Here is a 23,504-nt window from a genome sequence, read left to right on the forward strand (position 1 = left end):
AACAAATTCCGCGCCCGCCACCTCCAACACCCCCCTTATTTTTTTTCAATTTTTTGGGGGGTTTTTTCCCCCAAAATTTACCCCCCCCCGGGGGGGCCCCCCCCCCCCCCCCCCCCCCCACGAGTTGGATTTGTGGCGACAGCCAGCACGACAATGGCCGCTAACCGCCCACCTTCGCATCCCGGATCGCCTGCCAGATCTTCTGCGGCGTCAGCGGCGTATTCAGCTGGGTGATGCCGAGTTCGGCGAGCGCATCCATCACACCGTTGGTGACGCAGGGCGGGCCGCCGATGGCGCCGGATTCGCCGCAGCCCTTGGCGCCGAGCGGATTGGTGCGGCAGGGCGCGGAATCGTCGAGCGTCACCACGATCGGCGGAACGTCGTCGGCGCGCGGGATGCAATAGTCCTGGTAGCTCGCGGTGAGCAGCTGGCCGTCGGCATCATAGGACACGCCCTCGTACAGCGCCTGCCCGATGCCTTGCGCCACGCCACCATGGATCTGGCCGGTGACCAGCATCGGGTTCACGGCGACACCGACGTCGTCGACGGTGGTGTAGCGCACGACCTTGGACACGCCGGTCTCGGGGTCGATCTCGACCTCGCAGATATGGGTGCCGTTCGGCCAGCTCGGACCGTCGACCTCGCCTTCGGAATCGACGCTGAGTTTCGCGCCGCCTTCTTTCTCGGCAATGTCGAACAGGCTGATGCGGCGGTCGGTGCCGACCACGGTGAGCATGCCGCCCTGGTATTCGATGTCCTCGATCGAGGTCTCCAGCACGTTCGCCGCCTTCTCGCGCGCCTTCTGGATCAGATCGTTGGAGGAGACCGCGACCGCCGTGCCGCCGACGAACAGCGAACGCGATCCGACGCTGCCGAAGCCCATCGCCAGATCAGTATCGCCCTGGACCACGTCGATCTTGTCCATGGCAATGCCGAGCGTGTCGGAGATCATCTGGGTGTAGGTGGTCTGCAGCCCCTGCCCCATCGCCATGGTGCCGGAATGCAGGACGACACGGCCCTGCGCGGTCGCGTGCAGGCTTACCTTCTCGGTGTGGGCACGACCGCCGGTCCATTCGATATAGGAGGTGAGCCCACGGCCGTAGAGCAGGCCCTTCTTCTTCGCGGCCTTCTTGCGCGCGGCAAAGCCGTCCCAGTCCGCAAGCTTCACGGCGCGATCGAGCATGTGCGCGAAGGCGCCGGAGTCGTAAACCTGCCCCGCAGCATTGGTGTAGGGCAGTTGCGCCGGCTTGATGTAGTTGGCTTTCCGGATCGCGCGCGGGTCCATGCCGATTTTTCGCGCGGCCGCGTCGAACAGGCGCTCGACGATGAACACGGCCTCGGGCCGGCCCGCACCACGATAGGCGCCGACCGGCGCGGTGTGGGTCATCACCGACTTCACCTCGAAATGCACCAGCGGCAAATCGTAGACGCCGGTCTGCACGAACGGCCCTAGCACCAGCGGAATGATGTTGGCCGCGCCCGAGGAATACGCGCCGGTACAGCCGATCGAGCTGACGCGATAGGCCAGCACCTTGCCTTTCTCGTCGAGTGCGAAGGAAGCGGTCGAGGTCAGATCGCGGCCATGGGTGCCGCCGACGAACTCGTCGGTGCGATCGCCGCGCCAGCGGATTTTTTTGTTCAGCTTGGTCGCGGCGTAAGCAACCATGCCGTCCTCGGGATAGAGGTTGGTCTTCTGGCCAAAGCCGCCGCCGATATCGCCGACCAGGACGCGCACGCTGTCCTTCGGCCGCTTCAGCACGGCCTCGGCCAGCACGTCGCGGGTCGAGGCGGGCGTCTGCGACTGCACATGCAGCAGAAGGCGGCCGGACGTCTTGTCGATCTCGGCAATGGTCGAGCGCGGCTCCATGGCCGACGGCACCAGGCGCTGGCTGACGAGATCGAGCTCGACGGTATGCGCCGCCTTGGCAAAAGCCTCGTCCACCTTGGCGGCATCGCCGTAGCTCATCGCGCCGACGATGTTGTCGGGCGCCTCCGGCCACACCAATGGCGCACCGGGCTTGACCGCCTCGACGGGATCGACCACGGCCGGCTGCACGTCATATTCGACCACGATCGCTTCGGCCGCGCTCTGCGCGTCGGCACGCGAGGAGGCCACCACGGCGGCCACGGCCTCGCCCGCATAGCGCACGATTTCGTGCGCCAGCAGGCGGCGTGGCGGCACCGTCATCGGCTTGCCGTCGGGGCGCTTGAAGATACTCAAGGTCGGGATGATTCCGATGTCGTCCTTGACGAGGTCGGCGCCGGTGTAGACCGCGGTCACGCCAGGCATCGCCGTGGCGGCGGCCGTGTCGATCGAGACGATCTTCGCGTGGGCATGCGGCGAGCGCAACAGGTACAACCACAGCGCGCCATCTTCCGGCTTGTCGTCGATGAACTGTCCCTTCCCGGTGAGCAGTCGCTGGTCTTCCAAACGCTTGACGGGCTGCCCCGCTCCGAAACGCAAATTGCCGGGAAGAATGTTCATTCCGTGGGGTCCTCAGGGTCTTTTCGAAACTGCGGGCCGCCTTTTAGCGGATCGATCAAGGGCATACCAGCCGCGCTTTTAGGCGGTATATCCGCGATTTCGTCATGCCCGGGCTTGTCCCGGGCATCCACGTACTTTTCGTGTGGAAGCGCGTGGATAGCCGGGACATAGGCGAGCGAAAGCGACGCCGTCCTTCGGACGGCTATGCCCGGCCATGACGACGAGGGGATCGGCTACGCCAGCTCCCGCAAGGCCGCTTCCACGACCTTGCGCGCATCGGCGGTGAGTGCGGCCTGCGGCGGGACGGGATCGCCGACGTCATAGCCCTGGATGGCCAGACCGGCCTTGATGCAGGCCGCCAGATTGAAGCGGGCAAAAGCCTCGTTGATGCGCCACAGCCTGCGCTGGAGCGCCATCGCCTCGTCCCAGCGGCCGGCCTTGCAGAGGTCGTAGAGCGCGACGCTCTGGCGCGGGATGATGCAGGCAGGGCCCGCCATCCAGCCGAGCCCGCCGATCAGCATCACCGCGGCCGGGATGTGGGCGGAGGCCGAGAACACCCGCAAGGCATCGCCGCAGCGGTTCATGATCGAGAGCAGCCGGCCGGTGTTGGTCGAGGCGTCCTTGATGTAGCCGATGCGCGGATGCTCGGCGAGGCGCGCGATGGTGTCGAGGGTGAGATCGGAGCGCTGGAATTGCGGATTGGTGTAGATCACGACGGGGATGTCCACGGCATCCGCGATGGCGCGAAAATAGGATTCGATTTGGGCATCGGCGAGCGGGAAATACGCTTCCAGGATCGCCAGAATGCCGTCGGCACCGAGCTTCTGATACGCCTTCGCCTGCGCCACCGCGTCAGCCGTCGAGGTGGAGGCCACGCCCGCGACTACAGGCACGCGTCCCCTTGCCGCCTCGATCGTGGTCTGCACGACCGCGGTGCGTTGGGCGGCATTGAGATAGGCGAACTCGCCGGTCGAGCCGAGCGGGGTCAGACCGTGGACGCCGGCGCTTATCAGATCGTCGCAGAGCCTTGCGAGCACGTTCGTCCGCACTGCGCCGTCGGCAGCGACGGGCGAGACGAGATAGGGGAAGACGCCGCGAAAATCGGACATGTCAGCTGTAAATCCCGGAAACTGGCTTGCGCCTGACCGGTCTTACCAACGCTCGCGCCCGCGATCAAACCCTGATCAGCCGCACCCGCGTGCCCCAGGGATCGATCGCCTCCACGCCATTCGCCAGCGCCGTGACTTTCGCGCCGCCCTTGCGCAGGCGTTCGTGTTGAGCGGCAAGCAGGTCCGGCTTCTCCGTCACCAGCGAAAACCAGGCGAGCCCCGTTGCCTGATCGTCGCGTTGGCCGGCGCCCTGGCTCTGCCAGACGTTCATGCCGAGGTGATGATGATAGTGCCCCGACGACAGGAACGCGGCGCCGTTGCGGCTGCGGGTCGGGTCCAGGCCGATGGCACCGTGATAGAAGCGCTCAGCCTGCGTGAGGTCGCCGACGCGCAGATGCATGTGGCCGATGCGCATTCCGTCGGGCGCCTTGGCATAATCAGGCACGCGTGTATTGGTCAGCGACAGCAGGTCGGGAATGTTGAGCTCGTCGGCCGCCATCTTCACGCTGCCCTCGCTCCACTGCCATTGCGAGGGATCGCGGTCGGCATAGACCTCGATGCCGTTGCCTTCGGGGTCGTCGAGATAGACGGATTCGCTAACGAGGTGATCGGCAAAGCCCGACAGCGGCACGCGATGCGAAGCGGCTGCTACCAGCCAGCGCGCCAGGTCCTTGCGGGTCGGCATCAGGAAGGCGGTGTGGTAAAGGCCGGCGGCGTTGCGCGGCTCGATCTCGGCATCAGGACGGGCCTCCAGCACCAGCAGCGTGATACCGGCGGTGCCGAGCCTTGCGGCAGTTGCCGAGCGTTCCATCACGGTGAGCCCGATGACGTCGCGGTAGTAGTCCGCAACCTTGTCGAGATTCTTCACCCGGAGCGTCACCATGCCGACCCGCATCGGGGTACGGCTGGCGTAGGTCGGCCCACCGCCCTGTGGTGCGCCCTCAGCGCGCGCCGCGCCCGCTGCCGCCATTGCAAGCGAGGTGGCGCCGGCGAGTTGAAGCAGGGTGCGGCGGGTGAGGTCGATGGTCATCGTTCAGGCTCGCTAAAATCCTGGAGGCGGCGCAATTTCTCGATTGCTACACGTTGCCGTGAGCGGCTCCCAATCACATGTTCGTCGGCCGTGGTCTTACGGACCAGCTTTCCCTGCTCATTTCCTGGCCATCCGGCCAGTTTCACAATCGGCCGCGACATCCCAGATTGGGCGCAGCTTACAGGAGCCCCCCATGACCGACTCAACTCCCCTGACCTCCCTATCGTCGGCGCTCGCTGACGTCGTGGCGCGCACCGCGCCCTCCGTCGTCGCCGTGCATTCGCATCGCTCCCGCGCCACCGGCTTCGTCTGGAAACCCGGCCTGATCGTCACCGCCGACGAGGCGCTGGCCGACGAGGGCGACGTCGAGATCGGCCTCCCCGACGGCAGCACCGCGGCCGCCACGATCGCAGGCCGCGACCATACGACGGATGTCGCACTGCTGCGCGTCGATAGCGCGATTGCCCCGGTCAAGCTGGCCACAATTGTGCCGCCCCTCGGCGCGTTGTCGGTTGTTGTCGCCACCAACCGCGATGCGCCGAGCGCCGCGCTCGGCATGGTGTCGCTGTCCGGCAAGAGCTGGCGCTCCTTGCGCGGCGGCGACATCGACGCGCGGATCGAGCTCGACGTCCGCTTGCGCTCTAGCCAGCAGGGCGGCCTCGCGCTCGATGCATCGGGCGAAGCCTTCGGCATGGCCGTGCTCGGCCCGAGGCGTGTGCTGGTGATCCCGACAGCGACGATCGAGCGGGTCGCGGCCCAGTTAGAGGCGCGCGGCCGCATCGCACGCGGATATCTCGGCCTCGGGCTGCAGCCGGTCCGGCTCGACGACGGCGTCGGCGCGATGGTGATGAATGTCGACAAGGCCGGCCCTTCGGCGGCGGCCGGCATCCGCCAGGGCGACGTCATCGTCGCCGTCAACGACCAGAAACTGTCCGGCGTGCGTGCACTGTCGCGGACGCTGGGTCCGGCGAGCGTGGGCGCGGTGGTCGATATCGCGGCGCGCCGCGGCGGCGAGCCGGTCAGCTTCAAGGTCACGATCGGCGAGAGGCCGGCGGCGTGAGCGAGGATATCGCCCCCGAGATCGTTCTGGCCTTGGAGATCGACGATCCCGCCCTTGCCGATCGCCTGGCGGCTCTGCTCGGCCATATCGCCGGGCTTCGCCTCGCCGAACCCGGCGAGAAGGCGGCCGCGACGATTGTCACCCGCGATCCGCGCATCATGCCTGAGGACATCGCGCTGACACAGCGCGAGCTCGATGTGCTGGCGTTGATGGCGGAAGGTGGCTCCAACAAGATGATCGCGCGTCAGCTCGGCATTTCCGTCCACACGGTCAAATTCCATGTCGGCTCGCTGCTCGACAAGCTCGACGCCACCGGCCGAACCGATGCGGTGGCACATGCGGCCCGCCGCGGCGTGATCGAACTCTAGGGCAGGTGCGGCGGGAAGCTGAGCTGAACCGTCAGCCCCGGCGCGTTGTCGTGCAGGGCAATCTCGGCGCCATGGAGGCGGGCGACCGCGGCGACCAAGCTTAAGCCGAGGCCGTTACCGGGGGTGTAGCGACTCTGTTCGAGCCGGTAGAAGCGCTTGAACACATGATCGCGCTCATCAGTGGGAATGCCGGGACCATCGTCGGCGATCGCGATCGTCGCACCGCCGTCGGTGCGGCGGCAGGTGACGATCACCTGCCCGCCTTCGCAGCCGTGCTTGATCGCGTTGTCGACGAGATTGGCGATGGCGTCGAACAGGAGGTCGCGATCGCCTGTGATCGCCACCTCGCGATCGCCGCCGAGGCTGAGCCGCGTCGCAACCTGTTCGGCGGCGGCATCGTAGAGCTCGACGACCTCGCCGGCGATTTCGGTGAGATCAAGCGTGCGAAACGCGCTGCGGCGGGCGCGGGTCTCGATCTCCGAGATGCGGGTGATCGAGGCAAACATGCCGAGCACCGCGTCGAGATCGGCGATGGTGTCACCAATCAGAGCCGCGTCGGCCTCGCCGTTGCGAGGGGCGTGATAGGCCTTCTCCAGCCGGCCCCGCATGCGCGTCAGCGGCGTACGCAAATCATGGGCGACGTTGTCGCTGACCTGCTTGACCTCGCCCATCAGTGTCTCGATGCGGTCGAGCATCTGGTTGAGGTTTTCGGCGACGCGGTCCCACTCGTCGTGACTGCCGCGCAAGGGAATGCGCTGGTCGAGGCCCGACATCATGATGGCGCGGCTGGTGGCGTTGATCTCCTCGATTCGCCCGACCGTGCGGCGCGTCACCAGCACCGCGGCGAGCCCGGCGAGCACCAGCATCAGCACCGCGACAGCGGCCATTGCGAGTTCGATCATCGCGGTGAAGCCGCTGTGATCGCCGGCATCGCCGACACGGTTCTGCACATAGGCGATCGTGCCGAAATAGACATAGGCCATGATCGCCGCGACGATCAGCCCAAATGCTGCGATCGCGATCAGCGCAAGGCGGAAGGTCGAGGAGCGGAGCGTTTTAGCCAGGAGCACGGAGACAATATCCGATGCCGCGGATGGTGTGGATCAGCGGATAGGCCTGGGCATCATCGACCTTGCGACGGACGCGCCCGACATAGACGTCGATGATGTTGGTGGAGGGATCGAAATGCAGATCCCAGACATGCTGGAGCAGCATCGCACGCGAGACGACGCGGCCCTCGTTGCGGACGAGATATTCGAGCAGTTGGAATTCCCGCGGCAACAGCGGAATCTTCCGGCCGCGGCGGCTCGCGCTACGTGCGATCAGGTCGACGGCGAGATCGCCAACCCGCAGGATCGTCTCCTTGGCAACGGTGTCGCTGCGCCGGCCGAGTGCCTCCAGCCGCGCCAGCAATTCGGTGAAGGAGAACGGCTTGACCAGATAATCGTCGCCGCCGGCGCGCAAGCCGCGCACGCGGTCGTCGACCTCGCCAAGTGCGGAGATGATCAGGAACGGCGCGGCGATGCCGTCGTCGCGCAACTGGCGCATCACACTGATGCCATCGATGTCGGGCAGCATGCGGTCGATGGTGATCACGGCATAGTCGCGCGCGGCGCCGTGGCTGAGGGCCTCGCGCCCGGTGGCGGCGAGATCGACGTCGTAGCCGGAAATCGTCAGCTCCTCGACGAGCTGGCCTGCGGTTTCCGCGTCGTCCTCGACGACCAGAATGCGGCGGTGACCTCCGGACATGACAAACTCCGCGCGACGATCGCCACCAGACTATCCCGTTCCGGGGCTGAGCGGAACCGTCCGATGACGATCGCGACAATGGTGCGGTACGGCGATGCTAGTACCAAGAGTCTCCGCACACATTGACCCATTGCCACCCATAGGGCGTCCAGCTCCTGCGCCAACAGCCGTCATTGTAGCCGGCATAGATGAAAGGTGCTCCGAAGAAGAAGCGATGGTGGTGCCGGAAGAAGGCGTGGCGGCCGATGAAGGGCCTGCCGTGCCAGCCGGAACCAGCGAAGCGCGGCCCGATCGCCGCGTGCGCGAAGCGGGCGCCGCCGAAGCCCGGTCCGCCGACATGGGCGAAACGGGCGCCACCCATGCCGCCAACGTGCATGCCGCCGAAGCCACCGGCGTGCATGCCGCCGCCAAAGCCTCCCGCGTGCATGCCGCCGCCGAAATGTCCGCCGCCACCAAAGCCGCCATGACCTCCGCCGCCAAAACCACCTCCGCCGTGACCTCCGCCACCGCCGCCACGGGCGAGCACAGGCGAAGCGAGCGCCATCATCGCGGCGATCGACACCGCGGTAAGGCCTTTGAGAATCCTGTTGTCCATCGAAGCGTCCTCCGTGCTGCGCAGCGATACCTGCCGCGCGAGAAGGATCAGATGAGAGGAAGGGACCGGCACCTTCAACTTACAAACGCGCCAGATTCTGACGCGGAAGTTAGGGAGACGGACCCGCGCTCTCTCCTCGTCATTGCGAGGAGCCCTTGCGACGAAGCAATCCAGAGTCCCGCCGCGGAAAGATTCTGGATTGCTTCGCTGCGCTCGCAATGACGACGCGGATAGAACTCTCGATATATCGAGCAGCGATCCGACACCTCCCAGCAGAAGAGCGGGGAGAGGTTAGAAGCTACGCCCGCTTGCCGCCGTTTTTCTCGGCCGCGCGGCGCAGCGCTTCCGCGAGGGCGCCGCCGCCGGAAGATTCCTGCTGGCGCGGGGCCGACGAGGTCATACGGGACGGATTGCGCGAGCTGTTGTCCCGCTGCATGCCGGGCGCGTCCTTCTTGGCGCCGACCTCGTCGTCGAGCCGCAGCGTCAGCGAGATGCGCTTGCGCGCGACCTCGAAGTCCAGCACCTTCACCTTGACGATGTCGCCGGGCTTCACCACCTCGCGTGGATCCTTGATGTAGGTCCTGGACATCGCCGAGATGTGCACGAGGCCGTCCTGGTGCACGCCGATGTCGACGAAGGCGCCGAACGCGGCGACGTTGGTCACGGTACCCTCGAGGATCATGCCCTTCTTGAGGTGCTTGATCTCCTCGACGCCGTCCATGAACACCGCGGCCTTGAACGCCGGACGCGGGTCGCGGCCGGGCTTCTCGAGCTCGCGCAGGATGTCGGTGACGGTCGGCAGACCAAACGTCTCGTCCACAAAGTCTTTCGGCTTCAGCGTGCGAACGATGTCGCTGCTGCCGATCAGCGCCTTGATGTCGCTTTTGGTGGCGCTGAGAATCCGGCGCACCACCGGATACGCTTCCGGATGCACGCCGGAGGCGTCGAGCGGGTCCTCGCCGCCGAGGATGCGCAGGAAGCCCGCGCACTGCTCGAACGCCTTGGGGCCGAGCCGCGGCACGTCCTTCAGCGCCTTGCGCGACTTGAACGGACCGTTGGCGTCGCGGTGTGCCACGATGCTCGAGGCAAGGCCGGAACCGACGCCCGACACGCGCGCGAGCAGTGGTGCCGAGGCGGTGTTGACGTCGACGCCGACCGCGTTCACGCAGTCTTCGACCACGGCGTCGAGTGATTTGGCGAGCTTGGCCTGACCGAGGTCGTGCTGGTACTGGCCGACGCCGATCGCCTTAGGCTCGATCTTGACGAGCTCGGCGAGCGGATCCTGGAGCCGCCGCGCGATCGACACCGCACCGCGCAGGGTGACATCGAGGCCCGGCAACTCCTCCGAGGCGAAAGCCGAGGCCGAATAGACCGACGCGCCAGCTTCCGACACCACGATCTTGGTCATCTTCAAGTCGGGCAGGCCCTTGACGAGGTCGGCCGCGAGCTTGTCGGTCTCGCGCGAGGCGGTGCCGTTGCCGATCGCGATCAGCTCGACGCGATGCTTCAATGCGAGCTTGCCGAGGATCGCAAGCGCCTCGTTCCACTGTCGCTGCGGCTCGTGCGGATAGATCACGGCAGTATCCACCACCTTGCCGGTCGCATCGGTGACGGCAACCTTGACGCCGGTGCGGAAGCCGGGATCGAGTCCCATGGTGACGCGGGTGCCGGCCGGCGCGGCCAGCAGGAGGTCGCGCAGGTTCGAGGCGAACACGCGCACGGCCTCGGTCTCGGCCGCATTCCACAGCCGCATGCGCAGGTCGATGTTGAGATGCACCTGGATCTTGGTGCGCCAGGCCCAGCGCACGGTGTCGATCATCCAGCGGTCGCCGGCGCGCTTGAGGTCGGCGATGCCGAACCGCTTCATGATCTTCAGCTCATAGACGCTCGGCACGCCCGGCGGCGATGCTTCGGCCTCGGCCTGGATCTGGAGATCGAGGATCTCTTCCTTCTCGCCGCGGAACATCGCGAGGATGCGGTGCGAGGGCAGCTTCGTCAGCGGCTCGGAGAACTCGAAATAATCGGCAAACTTTTCGCCCTCGGTCTTCTTGCCGTCGCGCACCTTGGAGGCCATGCGCGCATTGGTCCACACCTCTTCGCGAAGCGCGCCGATCAGGTCGGCGTCTTCGTCGAAACGCTCGACGAGGATGGCGCGGGCGCCGTCGAGCGCCGCAGCGGCATCGGCAACACCCTTCTCGGCATTGACGAAGGCTTCGGCGACGACCTTCGGATCGTTGGTGGGGTCGGCCATGAGCTGATTGGCGAGCGGCTCGAGGCCGGCTTCCTTGGCGATCTCCGCCTTGGTGCGGCGCTTCGGCTTGAACGGCAGATAGATGTCTTCAAGGCGCGCCTTGCTGTCGGCGGCGAGAATGGAGGCTTCCAGCGCGGCATCGAGCTTGCCCTGCTCGCGGACCGATTCGAGGATGGCCTTGCGGCGGTCCTCGAGCTCGCGCAGGTAACCCAGGCGCTCCTCCAGCGTGCGCAATTGCGCGTCGTCGAGTGCACCGGTCGCTTCCTTGCGGTAGCGGGCGATGAAGGGAACCGTGGCGCCGCCGTCGAGCAGCGCCACTGTCGCCTCGACCTGCTCCGCCCGAACCCCAAGCTCCTGCGCAATTTTCTGGTTGATATTTGCCACGCGAGAACCCCTCTATCCAAGCACGCATCGCGGAGGCGAACCACCGGCTGCGGGACGCCGCTTATGGACCAATCGGGGTTGATTCATCAAGGTGCGGCGGACGATCGTCGACAAGGGATTTTTTGTCGAACCGATGCGATCTCGCCACAATCGTGAGGGGCGGCGAGGACGACGCACATACTCCATCGTCGTCCTGGCGAAGGCCAGGACCCATAGCGCGTGATTCATCGATTGTAGGCGGTAGGCGTACCGAACGACGAGACTTCGCCAAATGCCCCCTGGGTCATGCGTCCTGGCGCTCGCCAGGACGACGATGGGATTGCCTCGACACCTTGACAGGCGCCCCGGTTCAGCGGCTGTTTTGTCGGCCGGGCTCCTGAACCCCATGTGAGGACTATCATGCGGACGACATCGGTCGGCGTCTTCAAGGTCGCCACCAAAGGTCCCGGCGACGTCTCCGGATTGATAGCCATGATCGGCTCCGGCGCGATTGATCCGGCATCCATCCTGGCCATCCTCGGCAAGACCGAAGGCAATGGCGGCGTCAACGACTTTACCCGGGAATATGCCGTTGCCGCGCTGTGCACGGCGCTGGCGCCGCAGCTCGGCCTGTCGCCGCAGGAGGTCGAGCAGCGCATCGCTTTCGTGATGTCCGGCGGCACCGAGGGCGTGCTTAGCCCGCACATCACGGTGTTCACGCGCCAGGACGTCCAGCAGCGCCCGCCGGGCATCTCGGGCAAGCGCCTGAGCATCGGCATGGCGCACACGCGGGATTTTCTCCCTGAAGAGCTCGGCCGCTCCGCTCAGATCACGGAGACAGCCAAGGCCGTGAAGGCCGCGATGGCGGATGCCGGGATCGCCGATCCCGCCGACGTCCATTTCGTGCAGATCAAATGCCCGCTGCTCACCAGCGAGCGCGTCGAAGCGGCGAATGCGCGCGGCCACAAGACGGCGACGACCAGCGCCTACAGTTCGATGGCCTATTCGCGCGGCGCCTCCGCGCTCGGGGTTGCAGTCGCGCTCGGCGAGATCGCAACCGACCTACGAGACGACGACGTGCTGCGGCGCTACGATCTGTTTTCGAACGTCGCCTCGACCTCGTCCGGAATCGAGCTGATGCACAACGTCGTCATCGTGCTCGGCAATTCGATGTCCTCGACGAGCGAATTCGAGATCGGGCATGCCGTGATGAGCGATGCGATCGACGCGGCCGCCGTGCTCGCGGCGCTGGAGGGCGTTGGGCTCCGTGCCGCGCCGCAGACGACGACCGGCCGCGAACTCGTCAACATCTTCGCCAAGGCCGAGGCCTCGCCTGATGGCAGCGTGCGCGGCTTCCGCCACACCATGCTGGAAGATACCGATATCAGCTCGACGCGCCACGCCCGGGCTGCCGTCGGCGGCCTGATTGCCGGCCTCGCCGGCACCGGGGCGGTCTACGTCTCCGGCGGCGCCGAGCACCAGGGCCCCGCTGGCGGCGGGCCGGTCGCGGTGATCGCAAAGCTCTCGGATTGATGCGTGCGCATGCAATGGAGGATTACCTCTCCATCCCGCGCAACCCTGCCCTTCGCGCCGCCTCAGTTGATTAAAATGTTCCCGTGCGAAACTAAGGTGGCGCCGCACGAAGAGGTTTGGATCGCATGACTTTCCCGATGAGCTGGAACGAATGGGCGCAGCACGATGGCGTGGGACTGGCCGCGCGCGTCCGCAAGGGCGAGCTCACGGCAAAGGAGTTGGCGCGCCAGGCCGCTGCGGGCGTTGCCAAGGTCAATCCGGCACTGTCGGGCGTCGTCGAGCTGTTCGATGACGTGATCGCCGATCCGGCCAAGGACGGCGCCAATCTCGCCGGCCCGTTCGCAGGCCTGCCCTTCCTGATGAAGGACCTCGGCCCGACCATGAAGGGCCGGCTCCAGGAGATGGGCTCGCTGCTGATGCGCGGCAATCGCGCTGGCGCCGACACGTTCCTGACCGGCAAATTCCGCCAGGCCGGGCTGAACCTGATCGGACGCACCACGACGCCGGAATTCGGCGTATGCAGCTCGGCCGACAATCCCGCCGTCTATGTCACGCGCAATCCCTGGGATACCGACTACACCACCTGCGGCTCGTCGGCCGGCAGCGCCGCAATGGTGGCGGCCGGCGTGGTGCCGATCGCACATGCGACCGACGGCGGCGGCTCGATCCGCATTCCCGCCGGGGTCAACGGCAATATCGGCCTGAAAGTCTCGCGCGGCGTGTTCTCGCTCGCACCGCACATGTCCGATCTCACCGGCCTCGTCTCGATCCAGGGCTGCCAGTCGCGCTCGGTGCGCGACACCGCCGCCTTCGTCGATCATGCCAGGGGAGCGGCGCCGGGCGAGTTCACGCCGTTCTGGACCACGGCGCAACCATACTCCGAGATGATCAAACGCGATCCGTCAAAACTTCGCATCGCGCTGTCGCACAGCTGGGGCGACTACACCGCGACGCCAGAGATCGCGGCCGAGCTGGCAAAGGCCGGCCGCTTCCTCGAAGGCCTCGGCCACCACGTCGACTACGGCCTGCCCGAGCTCGACTTCCGCGCCGCGTTCGAGGCGCAGACCACCTGCTATATCTCGAATTTTGCCGTGGTAATCTCCAACATGCTCGCCGCGCGCGGGCTGGAGCGGCCCCCGGAAGACCTCATCGAGCCCATGAACATCCGGATCTGGGAAGCCGGCCGGCATACGAGCTTCGCCGAGCGGGCGAAGATGCAAGGCGTGTTCAACACGACCTCACGCGCCTTCGGCGCCTTCTTCGAGCAGTGGGACGTGATCCTGACGCCGATCACCGCGCTGCCGACGCCGAAGGTCGGCACCCGGGAATATCTCACCATCTCCGACAATCCTGACGTGCTCGACTGGTTCGGCAATCTCTGGCGCTTCTTCGCCTTCACGCCGCTCGCCAATCTCTGCGGCATGCCGGCGATCTCGATGCCGATGGCCACGCAGGACCACGGCCTGCCGCTCGGCATCCAGGCGATTGCGAAACAGGCCAATGACGGCCTGCTGCTGCAACTCGCCGCCCAGATCGAGCGCGCGCTCGACGGCAAGTGGAACGATGGCAGGAAGCCGAAGGTGCATGTGAGCTGAGCGAGTTGATCGCATTAACTTGCGATCCGCCGCTTGCCTCAGTTCTTCACCGTCGGAATTTCCTCCGGCCGGGGCTCCTGCTGACCCTGCTGGTACATCGCCAATGCCTTGTCGAGCGCTTCGCGCAGGGCCAGCGCGGCGGCCACGCTGCAGCGCAGATGCGCGGTCTGGACCACGTCGACCCTGACGGCGGCGCCGACCGGCATCAGAAGGTTCGCAGCAAGCTCGATCTGGATAGCGCCGTTGTGGTGGCCGAAGCAGGACGCACCGTCGAAATAGATGATCGGCGCCCGCTCCGAGCTCGAGGTCGAAATGATGACGGGCCCCTGGCTGGTGGCGGGCATTTCGGGATCGGCCATGGGCACTCCTTGCGGCTGGTCGAACGAACGAGGCGCCCACCATCGTTGCTTCGGCCGGCCCTGTCGAGGCCAAACCGGCCTCGGAACTCCTGCCGCGGGACGCCCATCCGGGGTTTTGCGCCGCGCCCGCCGCTGGTTTAGAACGTCCTCATGTCCAGCTCACCGACCACACTTTCGTTCGAGGACCTCGCCGAGGCGATCAAGGGCCGCCGCTCCGATTACGGCCAGATCAGCGGACTCCAGCTCGACCGCTTCGCACCTCGCGAGGCTTGGTCCAGCCTGCCCTACCGGCCCGTCTTCGTCGGCGACACGGAGACCGGCGTCCTGCATGGCGGCGTCGTCACCGCGATGCTGGACGAGAGCTGCGGCATGGCGGTGCAACTCGCGCTCGACGGCACAAGCGCGATCGCGACGCTTGATTTGCGCATCGACTATCAGAAGCCGGCAACGCCCGGGCTCGACATCAAGGCGCATTCGGTCTGCTACCGCACCACGCGGTCGATAGCCTTCGTGCGATCGACCGCCTATCAGGAGTCCGAGGACGATCCGGTCGCGACCGCGACCGCCTGTTTCATGATCGGCGCCAACCGCACCAACATGCTCGTGGATCGCAGGACAGATTCGCCCGGCATCCCGTCGCTGGAGGCGCCGGACGATCCGGACGGTCCGTTCGCCAACAGCCCGTTCGCGCGCTGCCTCGGCATTCGCGTCAACGGCGACGACACCCTGACGATGCCGTTCTCGCCAAAGATCATCGGCAACCCGATCCTGCCCGCGATCCATGGCGGCATGACCGGCGCCTTCCTCGAGACCACCGCGATCTTCGGAGTGGCGCGCGAGCTCGGCGCCGCCGCACTGCCCAAGCCGATCGGACTGACCGTCAACTATCTGCGCTCCGGCCGCGCGCTCGACACCTTCGCCAACGTCTCGATCGTGAAGCAGGGCCGGCGCATCGTCGCCTTCGAGGCGCGAGCCTGGCAGGACGATGCGAACAAGCCGATCGCCACCGCCTTCGGCCATTTCATGCTGCGGCCGACGCCCGGAAACGACGAGGAATAGGCGCATTTTCCCTTGACGGCCAAGGTCCGGGCCACAACGATAGTGCGTTTTCTGCGAGAGGTATTGGGTTGCGGCATCCGCTCGACATCGTCGCCATGTTCGCCGCGCTCTGGCTGCTGGCAGCGATGGTGCTCGACGCGCTGACGCCGAAGGAGCTGACGACGGTGATGATCGGCATCGCCATCGGACCCGCCGTCGTCATCACTGCCGTGTTCTACTATCTGCGCTGCCCGCGCACCGATTTCGCGGTGATGTTCGCCGCGCTCTGGCTGATCTCCGACATCGCCATCGCGTTCATCTCACCGGCGCAGCTGCCGCACTTCCTGATCGCGCTCGGCTTCGTGCCGGCGCTGCTGATCGGCATCGTGCTGCACTGGCAACGCTTCCAGCGCCGCCATGAGCGGCTGCCCGTACCGTCGGTCAAGCGCGGTTAGCGCGGCAGCAGATTGGTCTTGGCGAGATCGACGACCTCGTCGCCGCGGCCGTTCATCACGGCGCGCAAGACCCAGAGGCTGAAGCCCTTGATCTGTTCGGGCGTGATGGTCGGCGGCATCGACAGCTCTTGCTTGGCGGTGACGACATCGAGCAGCGCCGGCCCGTCGTGGGCCAGCATCTCTTTCATGGCGCCCGGGAGCTCGCCGGGATCCTCGACGCGCCTTGCAAGGATGCCCATCGCGCGCGCCATCGCCGCGAAGTCCGGGTTTTCCAGATCGACATTGGTGTCGACGAAGCCGGCCGCCTTCATCTCCAGTGCGACGAAGCCGAGCACGCCGTTGTTGAAGATGACCACCTTCACCGGCAGCTTCATCTGGGTCAGCGTGATCAGATCGCCCATCAGCATGGTGAAGCCGCCGTCGCCTGAGAGCGAGATCACCTGGCGGCCGGGCTGCGCGGCCTGCGCGCCGATCGCCTGCGGCATTGCGTTGGCCATCGAGCCGTGCACGAACGAGCCGATCAGCCGGCGGCGGCCGTTCATGTCGAGATAGCGCGCGGCCCACACCGTCGGCGTGCCGACATCGGCGGTGAACACCGCATCATCGCTGGCATGGTCGCTGATGACCTTTGCGAGATATTGCGGATGGATCGGCTTGGCTCCGGGCGTGCCCTTCGCGAGCGAGTCCAGGCCCTCGCGTGCCTTCTTGTAATGCGCGATCGCATCGTCGAGATGCTTGCGCCGCGTCTTGGCCTCGAGCAGCGGCAACAGCGCCTCGATGGTGAGCTTGACGTCGCCGACAAGACCGAGATCGATCTTGCAGCGCCGCCCGAGATTTTCCGGACGGATGTCGATCTGCGCGATCTTCGCATCGGTCGGGAAGAACTGCTTGTAGGGAAAATCAGTGCCGAGCATCACGAGCGCGTCGCAGGCGTGCATGGCGGCATAGCCGGAGGAGAAGCCGATGAAGCCGGTCATGCCGACGTCGTAGGGATTGTCGTATTCGACATGTTCTTTGCCGCCCAGCGCATGCACGATCGGGCTCTTCAAGGCTTCCGCAAGCTGCATCAGCGGCGCATGCGCGCCAGCGCAGCCGCGGCCGCAGAACAGGGTGATGCGTTCGGCGCCGTTCAAGAGGTCCGCGAGCGCCTTCAGCTCATCGGCCTGCGGCACGACCTTCGGCGCCGACAGCGCAAGGCCACGCGCCGTCGACAGCGCGCGCTTCGGTGGGCTGCGGAAGGCGAGGTCGCCCGGCATGGCGACGACGGCAACGCCGCGCATGCCGACAGCCGCACGGATGGCGTTTTCCAGCACGTAGGGCAGCTGACTCGGATCGGAGACCAGCTCGCAATAATGGCTGCACTCGCGGAACAGGTTTTGCGGATGGGTCTCCTGGAAATAGCCGCTGCCGATCTCGGCGGTCGGGATCTGTGCGGCGATCGCCAGCACGGGAACCCGACTGCGATGGGCATCGAACAGGCCGTTGATCAGATGCAGATTGCCGGGACCGCACGAGCCCGCGCACACCGCAAGACTGCCCGTCATCTCCGCTTCGCCGGCCGCGGCAAAGGCCGCAACCTCTTCATGCCGGACATGGATCCACTCGATCGTTCCGCGCCGCCGCAGCGCTTCGGTCAGCGCATTCAGGCTGTCGCCGACGATGCCGTAGATGCGCTTGACGCCGGCCTGTTCGAGCGTTGCCACGAACAAATCGGCCACGTTGTTGATCGCCATGTCGGTCTCCTGATCCCGCTGGTCCAGCAAGATAGGATAACGCGCGACCGTGACGGGATCACGGCTTGTTTATTGCGATCTCACTCTTTCGCAATCGCCCGATCATAGGCGGCAATCGTCACCTTTGCGCGAGCGGCAACGTCCGATGCCGTCATGCCGGGCTTGTAGAGGCTGGAGCCGAGCCCGAACGCGGTGACGCCGCCCTTGATGTACTCCGCAAAATTCTGCTCGGAGACGCCGCCGACGGCGGCGATCATCACGCCGGCAGGCAGCACGGCGCGGATCGCGGCAATACCGGACGCGCCGAGCACGCTGGCGGGAAAGAATTTAAGGCCTGACGCGCCGGAGCGCGCGGCAAGCAGTGCCTCGGTGGGCGAAAACACGCCCGGCAATGTCACCATCGCGTACTGATGTGCACGCGTGAGCACTTGTGTGTCGACATTCGGCGACACCATCAGCTTGCCGCCGACATCGTTGAGACGGTCGACATCCGAAGTGGTCAGCACCGTGCCGGCGCCGATCAGCACGCCGGCCGGCGCCTGTTTCACGGCCGTTGCGATGGAGCGGAACGGGTCCGGCGAGTTCAGCGGAATCTCGATTGCGGTCATGCCGGCTTCGATCAGCACGCCGACGATAGCCTGCGTTTCCTCGGGCTTCACGCCGCGCAGGATCGCGACCAGTGGTCGCTTCATCGCTGGGAATGGAACGCTCATCTCAACAGTCCTCTCATTGCGTCCAGATCGCGGCAGCCGCCATCGACAGACCGCGGCGGACCGCTTCATCGGCATCGACCTGGTTCACGGCGACCGACAGCGCGTCGAAAGCCAGCCTATACAGCATCGCGAGCCGCCCCGAAGCAATCAGCGTGATGCCAGCTTTCGACATCGCGCCGGAAAGCCCCGCCGCCAGCTCGACGCCGATCAACGTGCCCGACAGCGTTTCGCGCGCCGCGGCCGGTGTGCCCCCGAACAGGAGCTGACGCGAGCGCGCGCCGAACAGAAAATTAGCCGCGAAGGCCGGTGCTTCGTACGCGGCCTTCACCGCCGCCTTGAAGCTCGCGAAATCCTCGGCGTCTTCGGCCCCGGCGACTGCAAGCGACAAAATCGTCTCGCGCGACACGACGCTGAAGAGCTCGCCGGTCATGAAGGTGGAGAAATGCGCGACCGTGCCGTCCTTCACGCGCACCCATTTCGAATGCGTGCCGGGCATGCAGACTAGCGCTTCGCCGGCGGCATCGAGCCCGAGCGCGCCGAGCAGCTGCGTTTCCTCGCCGCGCATCACGTCCGGCGCTTTTGCATCGCGCTGCGCGATACCCGGCAAGATGCGAATGTCGCGCGCTTCGCCGGGCACGCGCGCGGCCTGCTTCAGAACAGCGGAGAGTGGTGCCGGCGTGTCGACATAACCGGCCTCGACCCAGCCGGTACGCGCGCCGGCCATGCCGCAGACGAGGACGGGCAGATGATCGGGAGCCTCGACTGCCGCGAGATGCGATTGCAGCACGGCGGGAAAGCCGGCCTTCGCGGCGGCCAGCATGCCCTCATCGCTGCGGCGCTCGGCCAGCACCTCGCCGGCGCGGTCGATCAGCCAGAGTCGGAAGCTGCTGGTGCCCCAGTCTACCGCGACATAGGCAGGTTCAGTCATCTCGATTCGTATCCTCGTCTCACCGCCGAGACGCCGTCTCGCGACAGTGAGACGAGGCCCCGTAAATCTGTCCCGGGATATCGGCTATTGCCGCCGCAAACCAGCCTTTTCTCGCAGGTCTGAGGCGCCGTTCGCGCTGGCCCACCACTCGCGAAGAGCTGGCACACCGCTTGCTAAAGCGTTTCTGCTCACATCCGTGAACCGCGCAACAAGACGCGTCAATTGTGGAGAGGAAACCCATGGAGATCGGTTATTTCACGATGCCTTCGCACCCGCCGGAGTGCGGCCTGAAGGAAGGGAACGACTGGGACCTGCAGGTCATGCGCTGGCTCGACGAGCTCGGCTATCAGGAGGCCTGGGTCGGCGAGCACCACACCGCGCCCTGGGAACCCAATCCCACGCCAGACCTTCTGATCGCACAGGCGCTGATGCAGACCAAGAATATTCGCATCGGACCAGGCGGCTTCCTGCTGCCCTATCACCACCCCGCCGAGCTCGCCAACCGCGTCGCCATGCTCGATCACCTCTCCGGGGGGCGACTCAATTTCGGCGTCGCGGCTAGCGGCCTGCCGAGCGACTGGGCGATGTTCAACGTCGACGGCATGAGCGGACAGAACCGCGACATGACCCGCGAGGCGCTGGAGATCATTCTGAAGATGTGGAGCGATCCCGCGCCCTGGACCTACAAGGGCAAGTTCTGGACTGTGACCAAGCCGGACACCATGTTCGACTTCCTCAAGCCGCACATCAAGCCGTTGCAGACACCGCATCCGCCGATCGGCGTCGCCGGGCTCTCGAAGAATTCGGACACGCTGAAGCTCGCCGGCGAGCGCGGCTTCATCCCGATGAGCCTCAACCTGAACCCGGCCTATGTCGGCAGTCATTGGGATTCGGTCGTAGCCGGTGCCGCCAAGACCGGACGCAAGCCGGACCGCGCGGATTGGCGGCTGGTGCGCGAGGTGTTCGTCGCTGATACCGACGAGGAAGCGTGGAGGCTCTCGACCGGCGACATGATGGGCCGGATGATGGGCGAGTACTTCCTGCCGCTGCTCGGGCATTTCGGCTTCAAGGACTATTTGAAGCACGCGCCCGACGTGCCCGATAGCGACGTCACCGTCGAATATTGCGCCAAGCGGAACTGGATCGTCGGCTCGCCCGCGACCGTCGCCGAGAAAATCGAGAAGATCTACGAAGAGGTCGGCGGCTTCGGCGTGCTGCTGGTGTTCGGCTTCGACTACAAGCACAAGGCTGAAGCCTGGCATCACTCGCTGTCGCTGCTGAGGAACGAGGTGATGCCGCGCCTGAAGCATCTCGGCTCCGCGCAGAAGGCGGCTTGACCCGACGCGGGTGCGGCGCGATCGTGCCGCATCCGCATCCATTTCGGAGATTTCCGCGTGAGCGTGGACGCCAGTGCTTTCGACGCCAAGGATTTCAAGCAGGCGATGCGCCAGTGTGCCGGCGCCGTCGCGCTGGTGACGGTCGGCGCCGAGCACGGCAAGCGCACGGGGCTGACGGTAACCTCGGCCTGCTCACTGTCGGACTCACCGCCATCCCTGATCGTGTGTGTCAACCGCAACGCCAGTGCGCACGCGCGTATCCGCGAGGAAGGCGCGTTCGCGATCAACTTCCTGCACGAGGACCACGCGGCGCTGGCGCTGACCTTCAGCGGCCAGAAGGGCGTCAATGGCGACGACCGCTTTGCGTTCGGGGAATGGACGCGCGGGGTGACCGGCGCGCCGGTGCTGAGCGATGCGGTCGCCGCGTTCGACTGCGTGCTGGCGCAGGAATTCGAGACGACGACGCATTCGATCTTCGTCGGCGAGGTGCGCGGCGCATCGCATTCCGACGGCGCGGCGCCGCTCGTGTATCTGCGCAGCAGCTTCCACGCCCCGCACGAAATCCGCGGCACCGTAACCGTCGGCGACCTCGACTCGCGACATCTGAGCTGGAGCGATTTTTCGTAAGGCAGCGGCGGCGTTGATGGTGCGCTCTTCCCTTCTCCCCTTGCGGGAGAAGGTGGCGCGAAACGCCGGATGAGGGGTATCTCTCCGCGAATCCAGAAGCCAGAGAATCAGGTGCGGAGAGAGACCCCTCACCCGTCTCGCCGCTGTCGCGGCGAGCCACCCTCTCCCGCAGGGGGAGAGGGGAAGAAAGCTCGCCGCATGCAGCTGAGTGCTACTGCGCTGTCTCTATCTTCAACTGCTTGATCTTGCGATAGAGCGTCGCGCGGCTGAGCTTCAGCGCGCGCGCCGCTTCGATCACACGACCACCATGCTCGCGCAACGCCTCCACGATCGTGGCGCGCTCCGCCGCCGCGAGATCCGGCTCCGCCCTTCCACCAAACGGCGGCAAATCGAGGTCGGCATCGGTGATGACACCGTCTTCCGCCGTGCAGCCGGCGAGCCGCAGCACGTGCCGGAGCTGGCGCATGTTGCCGGGATAGGGATAGGCCGCGAGCTGCGCCCAGGCCTCGTCCGAGAGGGAGCAGTTCGACGCTTCCTCGCGCGCGATCTGGCGGATGACGTCGTCGCGGTCGGCGCGCTCGCGCAAGGCCGGCAGCCGGACCTCCATGCCGCGCAGACGGAAATAGAGGTCGGTGCGGAAGGCGCCCTCCTCGGCCATGCGGCCGAGATCGCGATGCGTGGCGCTGATCAGGCGAATGTCGACCGGCACGGGCTTCAGCGCGCCGAGCGGCCAGACTTCGCGGTTCTCCAGCACCCGTAGCAGCCGCGTCTGCAGCGCAATCGGCATGTCGCCGATCTCGTCGAGGAACAGCGTGCCGCCGTCGGCCTGCACGATCAGGCCTTTCGAGCCGTCGCGGCGCGCGCCGGTGAAGGCGCCGGCCTCGTAACCGAACAGCTCGGCATCGATCAGGCTGTCCGGCATCGCAGCGCAGTTCAGCGCGACATAGTTGTGGCGCGCGCGATTGCCGGCCGCGTGGATGGCACGGGCGAACACATCCTTGCCGACGCCGGTCTCGCCATGCAGCAGCACCGGCAGATTGTGATCGCCGATGCGTCTGAGCCGCTTTACACTCTTGATCAGTCCTGGATCGCGGCCAGCGAGGCGCTGCAGCGCATCGAAGGGGTCCACAGGAACGTCACGACGCTGCGTGGACGGCCGTGGCCGCAGCGGCGGCGCGACATGGCCATGCCCCAACGGACTGCCATCGCCCCGGCGCAGCTCGACGAGATCGTCCGCGTCGCGCGCGGCGGGATGGTCGAATTTGACATAGCGCGACAGATCGATGCCGGAGGCGATCAAGCCGTCGGTGAGACCCAGCAGTGCGCGCGCCGAACGGCAGGCGCCGACGATGCGGCGATCGTCATCATAGGCGAGCAGGCCGCTGCCGCCATCGCCCGGCACGGTCGCGATCCAGGCGTTGCGGAAATGACCGCGGAAGATCGCGCCCTCCATGCGCCGCGTTGCCTCCATCGTCACCGCCAGCGCGAGCTGATGCGCGGTGCGTTCGAGGTCCTCGCGGCAGGAGGTGATGTTCACGGCGCCTGCGAGCCGTCCGGCCTGGTCGAACAGCGGCGTCACGGCGCAGGAAAACATGTGCCACTGCGCGCGAAAGTGCTCGTCGCGATGTACCAGGATCGGCTTCTGCTCGGCGAGCGCGGTGCCGAGCCCATTGGTGCCTTCAAAGGCCTCGGAGAAATTCGAGCCGGTGTAGATCTTCCAGTCCATGAACAGTCGTGCGTCGGCCTCGCCGGGCAGGCGGCTGAACAGCATGGTTGCGTTCACGTCCGCCAGGTTGACGCAATAACCGGCATCGCGGAGTACCCGGGCGAGATCGTCGAGCTCCGGTGTTGCAAGCCGGATCGTCTCTTCCATCGGCTCGGCGACATGCCGGATCTCGGCTTCGGTCAGCGTCTGCGGCGGGCCTTGGCGGGCGGGATCGAGCTTGTGGCTGACCAGGCAGCGCCGCCAGGAATTGGCAATGCGCGAAGAGGCATCGACGTCGGCCAAGCGGTCTGCAACCTGATTGGCGACGGACAAGACACGGGCGACATGGTTCGAGGCCGAAAGGCTGGCCATCGCGGACGTCTCCACCCTGTATTATTGTGCAAAGTCTGGCACCGCAGGCGGGGATGTCAATCGGGAACCGGGAACGCGGCGAAGCGCAATCATAATTGC

20 protein-coding genes are annotated in these 23,504 nt (G+C 66.1%); 8 read left to right on the forward strand and 12 right to left on the reverse strand.

The window, feature by feature from the left end; translation table 11 throughout:
- Window positions 1-160: 160 nt before the first annotated feature.
- From ABIB90_RS39125 to ABIB90_RS39135, 3 genes are all read right to left on the reverse strand, one after another.
- On the reverse strand, window positions 161-2,485 hold the full coding sequence (locus tag ABIB90_RS39125) for a xanthine dehydrogenase family protein molybdopterin-binding subunit (RefSeq protein WP_354202711.1): 2,325 nt from the start codon (window positions 2,483-2,485) through the stop codon (window positions 161-163).
- 233 nt (window positions 2,486-2,718) lie between these two features.
- Complete coding sequence (locus ABIB90_RS39130) at window positions 2,719-3,594, reverse strand: dihydrodipicolinate synthase family protein (protein WP_219683027.1); 876 nt, start codon at window positions 3,592-3,594, stop codon at window positions 2,719-2,721.
- Between the two features lie 64 nt (window positions 3,595-3,658).
- On the reverse strand, window positions 3,659-4,624 hold the full coding sequence (locus ABIB90_RS39135; protein WP_354202712.1) for a VOC family protein: 966 nt from the start codon (window positions 4,622-4,624) through the stop codon (window positions 3,659-3,661).
- A 193-nt stretch (window positions 4,625-4,817) separates the two neighbouring features.
- Here ABIB90_RS39135 and ABIB90_RS39140 point away from each other — a divergent pair, with 193 nt between their 5' ends.
- Together ABIB90_RS39140 and ABIB90_RS39145 are read left to right on the forward strand one after the other, a co-directional pair.
- On the forward strand, window positions 4,818-5,684 hold the full coding sequence (locus ABIB90_RS39140) for a S1C family serine protease (RefSeq protein WP_007596547.1): 867 nt from the start codon (window positions 4,818-4,820) through the stop codon (window positions 5,682-5,684).
- Window positions 5,681-6,052, forward strand: a complete 372-nt coding sequence (locus tag ABIB90_RS39145) for a response regulator transcription factor (RefSeq protein ID WP_007596549.1) — start codon at window positions 5,681-5,683, stop codon at window positions 6,050-6,052. The genes ABIB90_RS39140 and ABIB90_RS39145 overlap by 4 nt, the downstream gene beginning before the upstream one ends.
- On the opposite strand, the gene ABIB90_RS39150 is transcribed toward ABIB90_RS39145, so the two are convergent.
- The 4 genes from ABIB90_RS39150 to ABIB90_RS39165 all read right to left on the reverse strand — a co-directional run bounded on the left by ABIB90_RS39150 (window position 6,049) and on the right by ABIB90_RS39165 (window position 11,031).
- A complete protein-coding gene (locus tag ABIB90_RS39150; RefSeq protein WP_354202713.1) occupies window positions 6,049-7,122 on the reverse strand; it encodes a sensor histidine kinase in 1,074 nt (357 codons plus the stop codon). The genes ABIB90_RS39145 and ABIB90_RS39150 overlap by 4 nt on opposite strands.
- Window positions 7,109-7,801 (reverse strand): response regulator transcription factor, encoded by a 693-nt coding sequence (locus ABIB90_RS39155; protein ID WP_219683023.1) that lies wholly within the window; start codon window positions 7,799-7,801, stop codon window positions 7,109-7,111. The genes ABIB90_RS39150 and ABIB90_RS39155 overlap by 14 nt, the downstream gene beginning before the upstream one ends.
- Window positions 7,802-7,898: 97 nt before the next feature.
- Complete coding sequence (locus tag ABIB90_RS39160; protein WP_354202714.1) at window positions 7,899-8,396, reverse strand: hypothetical protein; 498 nt, start codon at window positions 8,394-8,396, stop codon at window positions 7,899-7,901.
- A gap of 298 nt (window positions 8,397-8,694) precedes the next feature.
- The gene (locus ABIB90_RS39165) at window positions 8,695-11,031 is read right to left on the reverse strand and encodes a Tex family protein (protein ID WP_007596557.1); all 2,337 of its coding nucleotides are present in this window, start codon (window positions 11,029-11,031) and stop codon (window positions 8,695-8,697) included.
- 399 nt (window positions 11,032-11,430) lie between these two features.
- On the opposite strand from ABIB90_RS39165, the gene atzD reads away from it, so the two are divergent.
- Together atzD and ABIB90_RS39175 are read left to right on the forward strand one after the other, a co-directional pair.
- Complete coding sequence (gene atzD / locus ABIB90_RS39170; RefSeq protein ID WP_354202715.1) at window positions 11,431-12,543, forward strand: cyanuric acid amidohydrolase; 1,113 nt, start codon at window positions 11,431-11,433, stop codon at window positions 12,541-12,543.
- Window positions 12,544-12,668: 125 nt separating this feature from the next.
- Window positions 12,669-14,138: an amidase gene (locus ABIB90_RS39175; protein ID WP_354202716.1), complete on the forward strand. Its 1,470-nt coding sequence runs from the start codon at window positions 12,669-12,671 to the stop codon at window positions 14,136-14,138.
- 38 nt (window positions 14,139-14,176) lie between these two features.
- Here the strand turns inward: ABIB90_RS39175 and ABIB90_RS39180 are convergent, their stop codons facing one another.
- Window positions 14,177-14,497 carry a hypothetical protein gene (locus ABIB90_RS39180; RefSeq protein WP_007596563.1) on the reverse strand — a complete coding sequence of 107 codons (321 nt, stop codon included), beginning with the start codon at window positions 14,495-14,497 and terminating at the stop codon, window positions 14,177-14,179.
- Between the two features lie 150 nt (window positions 14,498-14,647).
- Here ABIB90_RS39180 and ABIB90_RS39185 point away from each other — a divergent pair, with 150 nt between their 5' ends.
- Together ABIB90_RS39185 and ABIB90_RS39190 are read left to right on the forward strand one after the other, a co-directional pair.
- Window positions 14,648-15,556 (forward strand): PaaI family thioesterase, encoded by a 909-nt coding sequence (locus ABIB90_RS39185; protein WP_354202718.1) that lies wholly within the window; start codon window positions 14,648-14,650, stop codon window positions 15,554-15,556.
- A 68-nt stretch (window positions 15,557-15,624) separates the two neighbouring features.
- Window positions 15,625-15,990: a hypothetical protein gene (locus ABIB90_RS39190; RefSeq protein ID WP_219683019.1), complete on the forward strand. Its 366-nt coding sequence runs from the start codon at window positions 15,625-15,627 to the stop codon at window positions 15,988-15,990.
- Here the strand turns inward: ABIB90_RS39190 and poxB are convergent.
- The 3 genes from poxB to ABIB90_RS39205 form a co-directional block, all read right to left on the reverse strand.
- The gene (gene poxB, locus ABIB90_RS39195; RefSeq protein WP_354202719.1) at window positions 15,987-17,723 is read right to left on the reverse strand and encodes a ubiquinone-dependent pyruvate dehydrogenase; all 1,737 of its coding nucleotides are present in this window, start codon (window positions 17,721-17,723) and stop codon (window positions 15,987-15,989) included. The genes ABIB90_RS39190 and poxB overlap by 4 nt on opposite strands.
- A gap of 80 nt (window positions 17,724-17,803) precedes the next feature.
- Window positions 17,804-18,436 (reverse strand): 2-dehydro-3-deoxy-6-phosphogalactonate aldolase, encoded by a 633-nt coding sequence (locus ABIB90_RS39200; protein ID WP_354202721.1) that lies wholly within the window; start codon window positions 18,434-18,436, stop codon window positions 17,804-17,806.
- A 13-nt stretch (window positions 18,437-18,449) separates the two neighbouring features.
- Window positions 18,450-19,364 carry a 2-dehydro-3-deoxygalactonokinase gene (locus ABIB90_RS39205; RefSeq protein WP_354202722.1) on the reverse strand — a complete coding sequence of 305 codons (915 nt, stop codon included), beginning with the start codon at window positions 19,362-19,364 and terminating at the stop codon, window positions 18,450-18,452.
- 239 nt (window positions 19,365-19,603) lie between these two features.
- On the opposite strand from ABIB90_RS39205, the gene ABIB90_RS39210 reads away from it, so the two are divergent.
- Together ABIB90_RS39210 and ABIB90_RS39215 are read left to right on the forward strand one after the other, a co-directional pair.
- On the forward strand, window positions 19,604-20,701 hold the full coding sequence (locus ABIB90_RS39210) for an LLM class flavin-dependent oxidoreductase (protein ID WP_007596571.1): 1,098 nt from the start codon (window positions 19,604-19,606) through the stop codon (window positions 20,699-20,701).
- Window positions 20,702-20,758: 57 nt separating this feature from the next.
- The gene (locus ABIB90_RS39215) at window positions 20,759-21,328 is read left to right on the forward strand and encodes a flavin reductase family protein (protein ID WP_354202724.1); all 570 of its coding nucleotides are present in this window, start codon (window positions 20,759-20,761) and stop codon (window positions 21,326-21,328) included.
- Between the two features lie 211 nt (window positions 21,329-21,539).
- On the opposite strand, the gene ABIB90_RS39220 is transcribed toward ABIB90_RS39215, so the two are convergent.
- The gene (locus ABIB90_RS39220) at window positions 21,540-23,405 is read right to left on the reverse strand and encodes a sigma-54-dependent Fis family transcriptional regulator (RefSeq protein WP_354202725.1); all 1,866 of its coding nucleotides are present in this window, start codon (window positions 23,403-23,405) and stop codon (window positions 21,540-21,542) included.
- Between the last annotated feature and the right edge of the window lie 99 nt (window positions 23,406-23,504).

Origin of the sequence: Bradyrhizobium sp. JR4.1 (assembly GCF_040548605.1) — a bacterium.
Lineage (GTDB): Bacteria > Pseudomonadota > Alphaproteobacteria > Rhizobiales > Xanthobacteraceae > Bradyrhizobium > Bradyrhizobium canariense.

Excerpts from the sequence above, each read along its gene's own strand:
- ABIB90_RS39210 (WP_007596571.1), top strand. The coding sequence starts at position 19,604 with ATGGAGATCGGTTATTTCACGATGCCTTCGCACCCGCCGGAGTGCGGC.
- ABIB90_RS39125 (WP_354202711.1), bottom strand. The coding sequence starts at position 2,485 with ATGAACATTCTTCCCGGCAATTTGCGTTTCGGAGCGGGGCAGCCCGTC.
- ABIB90_RS39200 (WP_354202721.1), bottom strand. The coding sequence starts at position 18,436 with ATGAGCGTTCCATTCCCAGCGATGAAGCGACCACTGGTCGCGATCCTG.
- ABIB90_RS39185 (WP_354202718.1), top strand. The coding sequence starts at position 14,648 with ATGTCCAGCTCACCGACCACACTTTCGTTCGAGGACCTCGCCGAGGCG.
- ABIB90_RS39155 (WP_219683023.1), bottom strand. The coding sequence starts at position 7,801 with ATGTCCGGAGGTCACCGCCGCATTCTGGTCGTCGAGGACGACGCGGAA.
- ABIB90_RS39130 (WP_219683027.1), bottom strand. The coding sequence starts at position 3,594 with ATGTCCGATTTTCGCGGCGTCTTCCCCTATCTCGTCTCGCCCGTCGCT.
- ABIB90_RS39160 (WP_354202714.1), bottom strand. The coding sequence starts at position 8,396 with ATGGACAACAGGATTCTCAAAGGCCTTACCGCGGTGTCGATCGCCGCG.
- ABIB90_RS39205 (WP_354202722.1), bottom strand. The coding sequence starts at position 19,364 with ATGACTGAACCTGCCTATGTCGCGGTAGACTGGGGCACCAGCAGCTTC.
- ABIB90_RS39175 (WP_354202716.1), top strand. The coding sequence starts at position 12,669 with ATGACTTTCCCGATGAGCTGGAACGAATGGGCGCAGCACGATGGCGTG.
- ABIB90_RS39180 (WP_007596563.1), bottom strand. The coding sequence starts at position 14,497 with ATGGCCGATCCCGAAATGCCCGCCACCAGCCAGGGGCCCGTCATCATT.
- ABIB90_RS39135 (WP_354202712.1), bottom strand. The coding sequence starts at position 4,624 with ATGACCATCGACCTCACCCGCCGCACCCTGCTTCAACTCGCCGGCGCC.
- atzD (WP_354202715.1), top strand. The coding sequence starts at position 11,431 with ATGCGGACGACATCGGTCGGCGTCTTCAAGGTCGCCACCAAAGGTCCC.
- ABIB90_RS39220 (WP_354202725.1), bottom strand. The coding sequence starts at position 23,405 with ATGGCCAGCCTTTCGGCCTCGAACCATGTCGCCCGTGTCTTGTCCGTC.
- ABIB90_RS39140 (WP_007596547.1), top strand. The coding sequence starts at position 4,818 with ATGACCGACTCAACTCCCCTGACCTCCCTATCGTCGGCGCTCGCTGAC.
- poxB (WP_354202719.1), bottom strand. The coding sequence starts at position 17,723 with ATGGCGATCAACAACGTGGCCGATTTGTTCGTGGCAACGCTCGAACAG.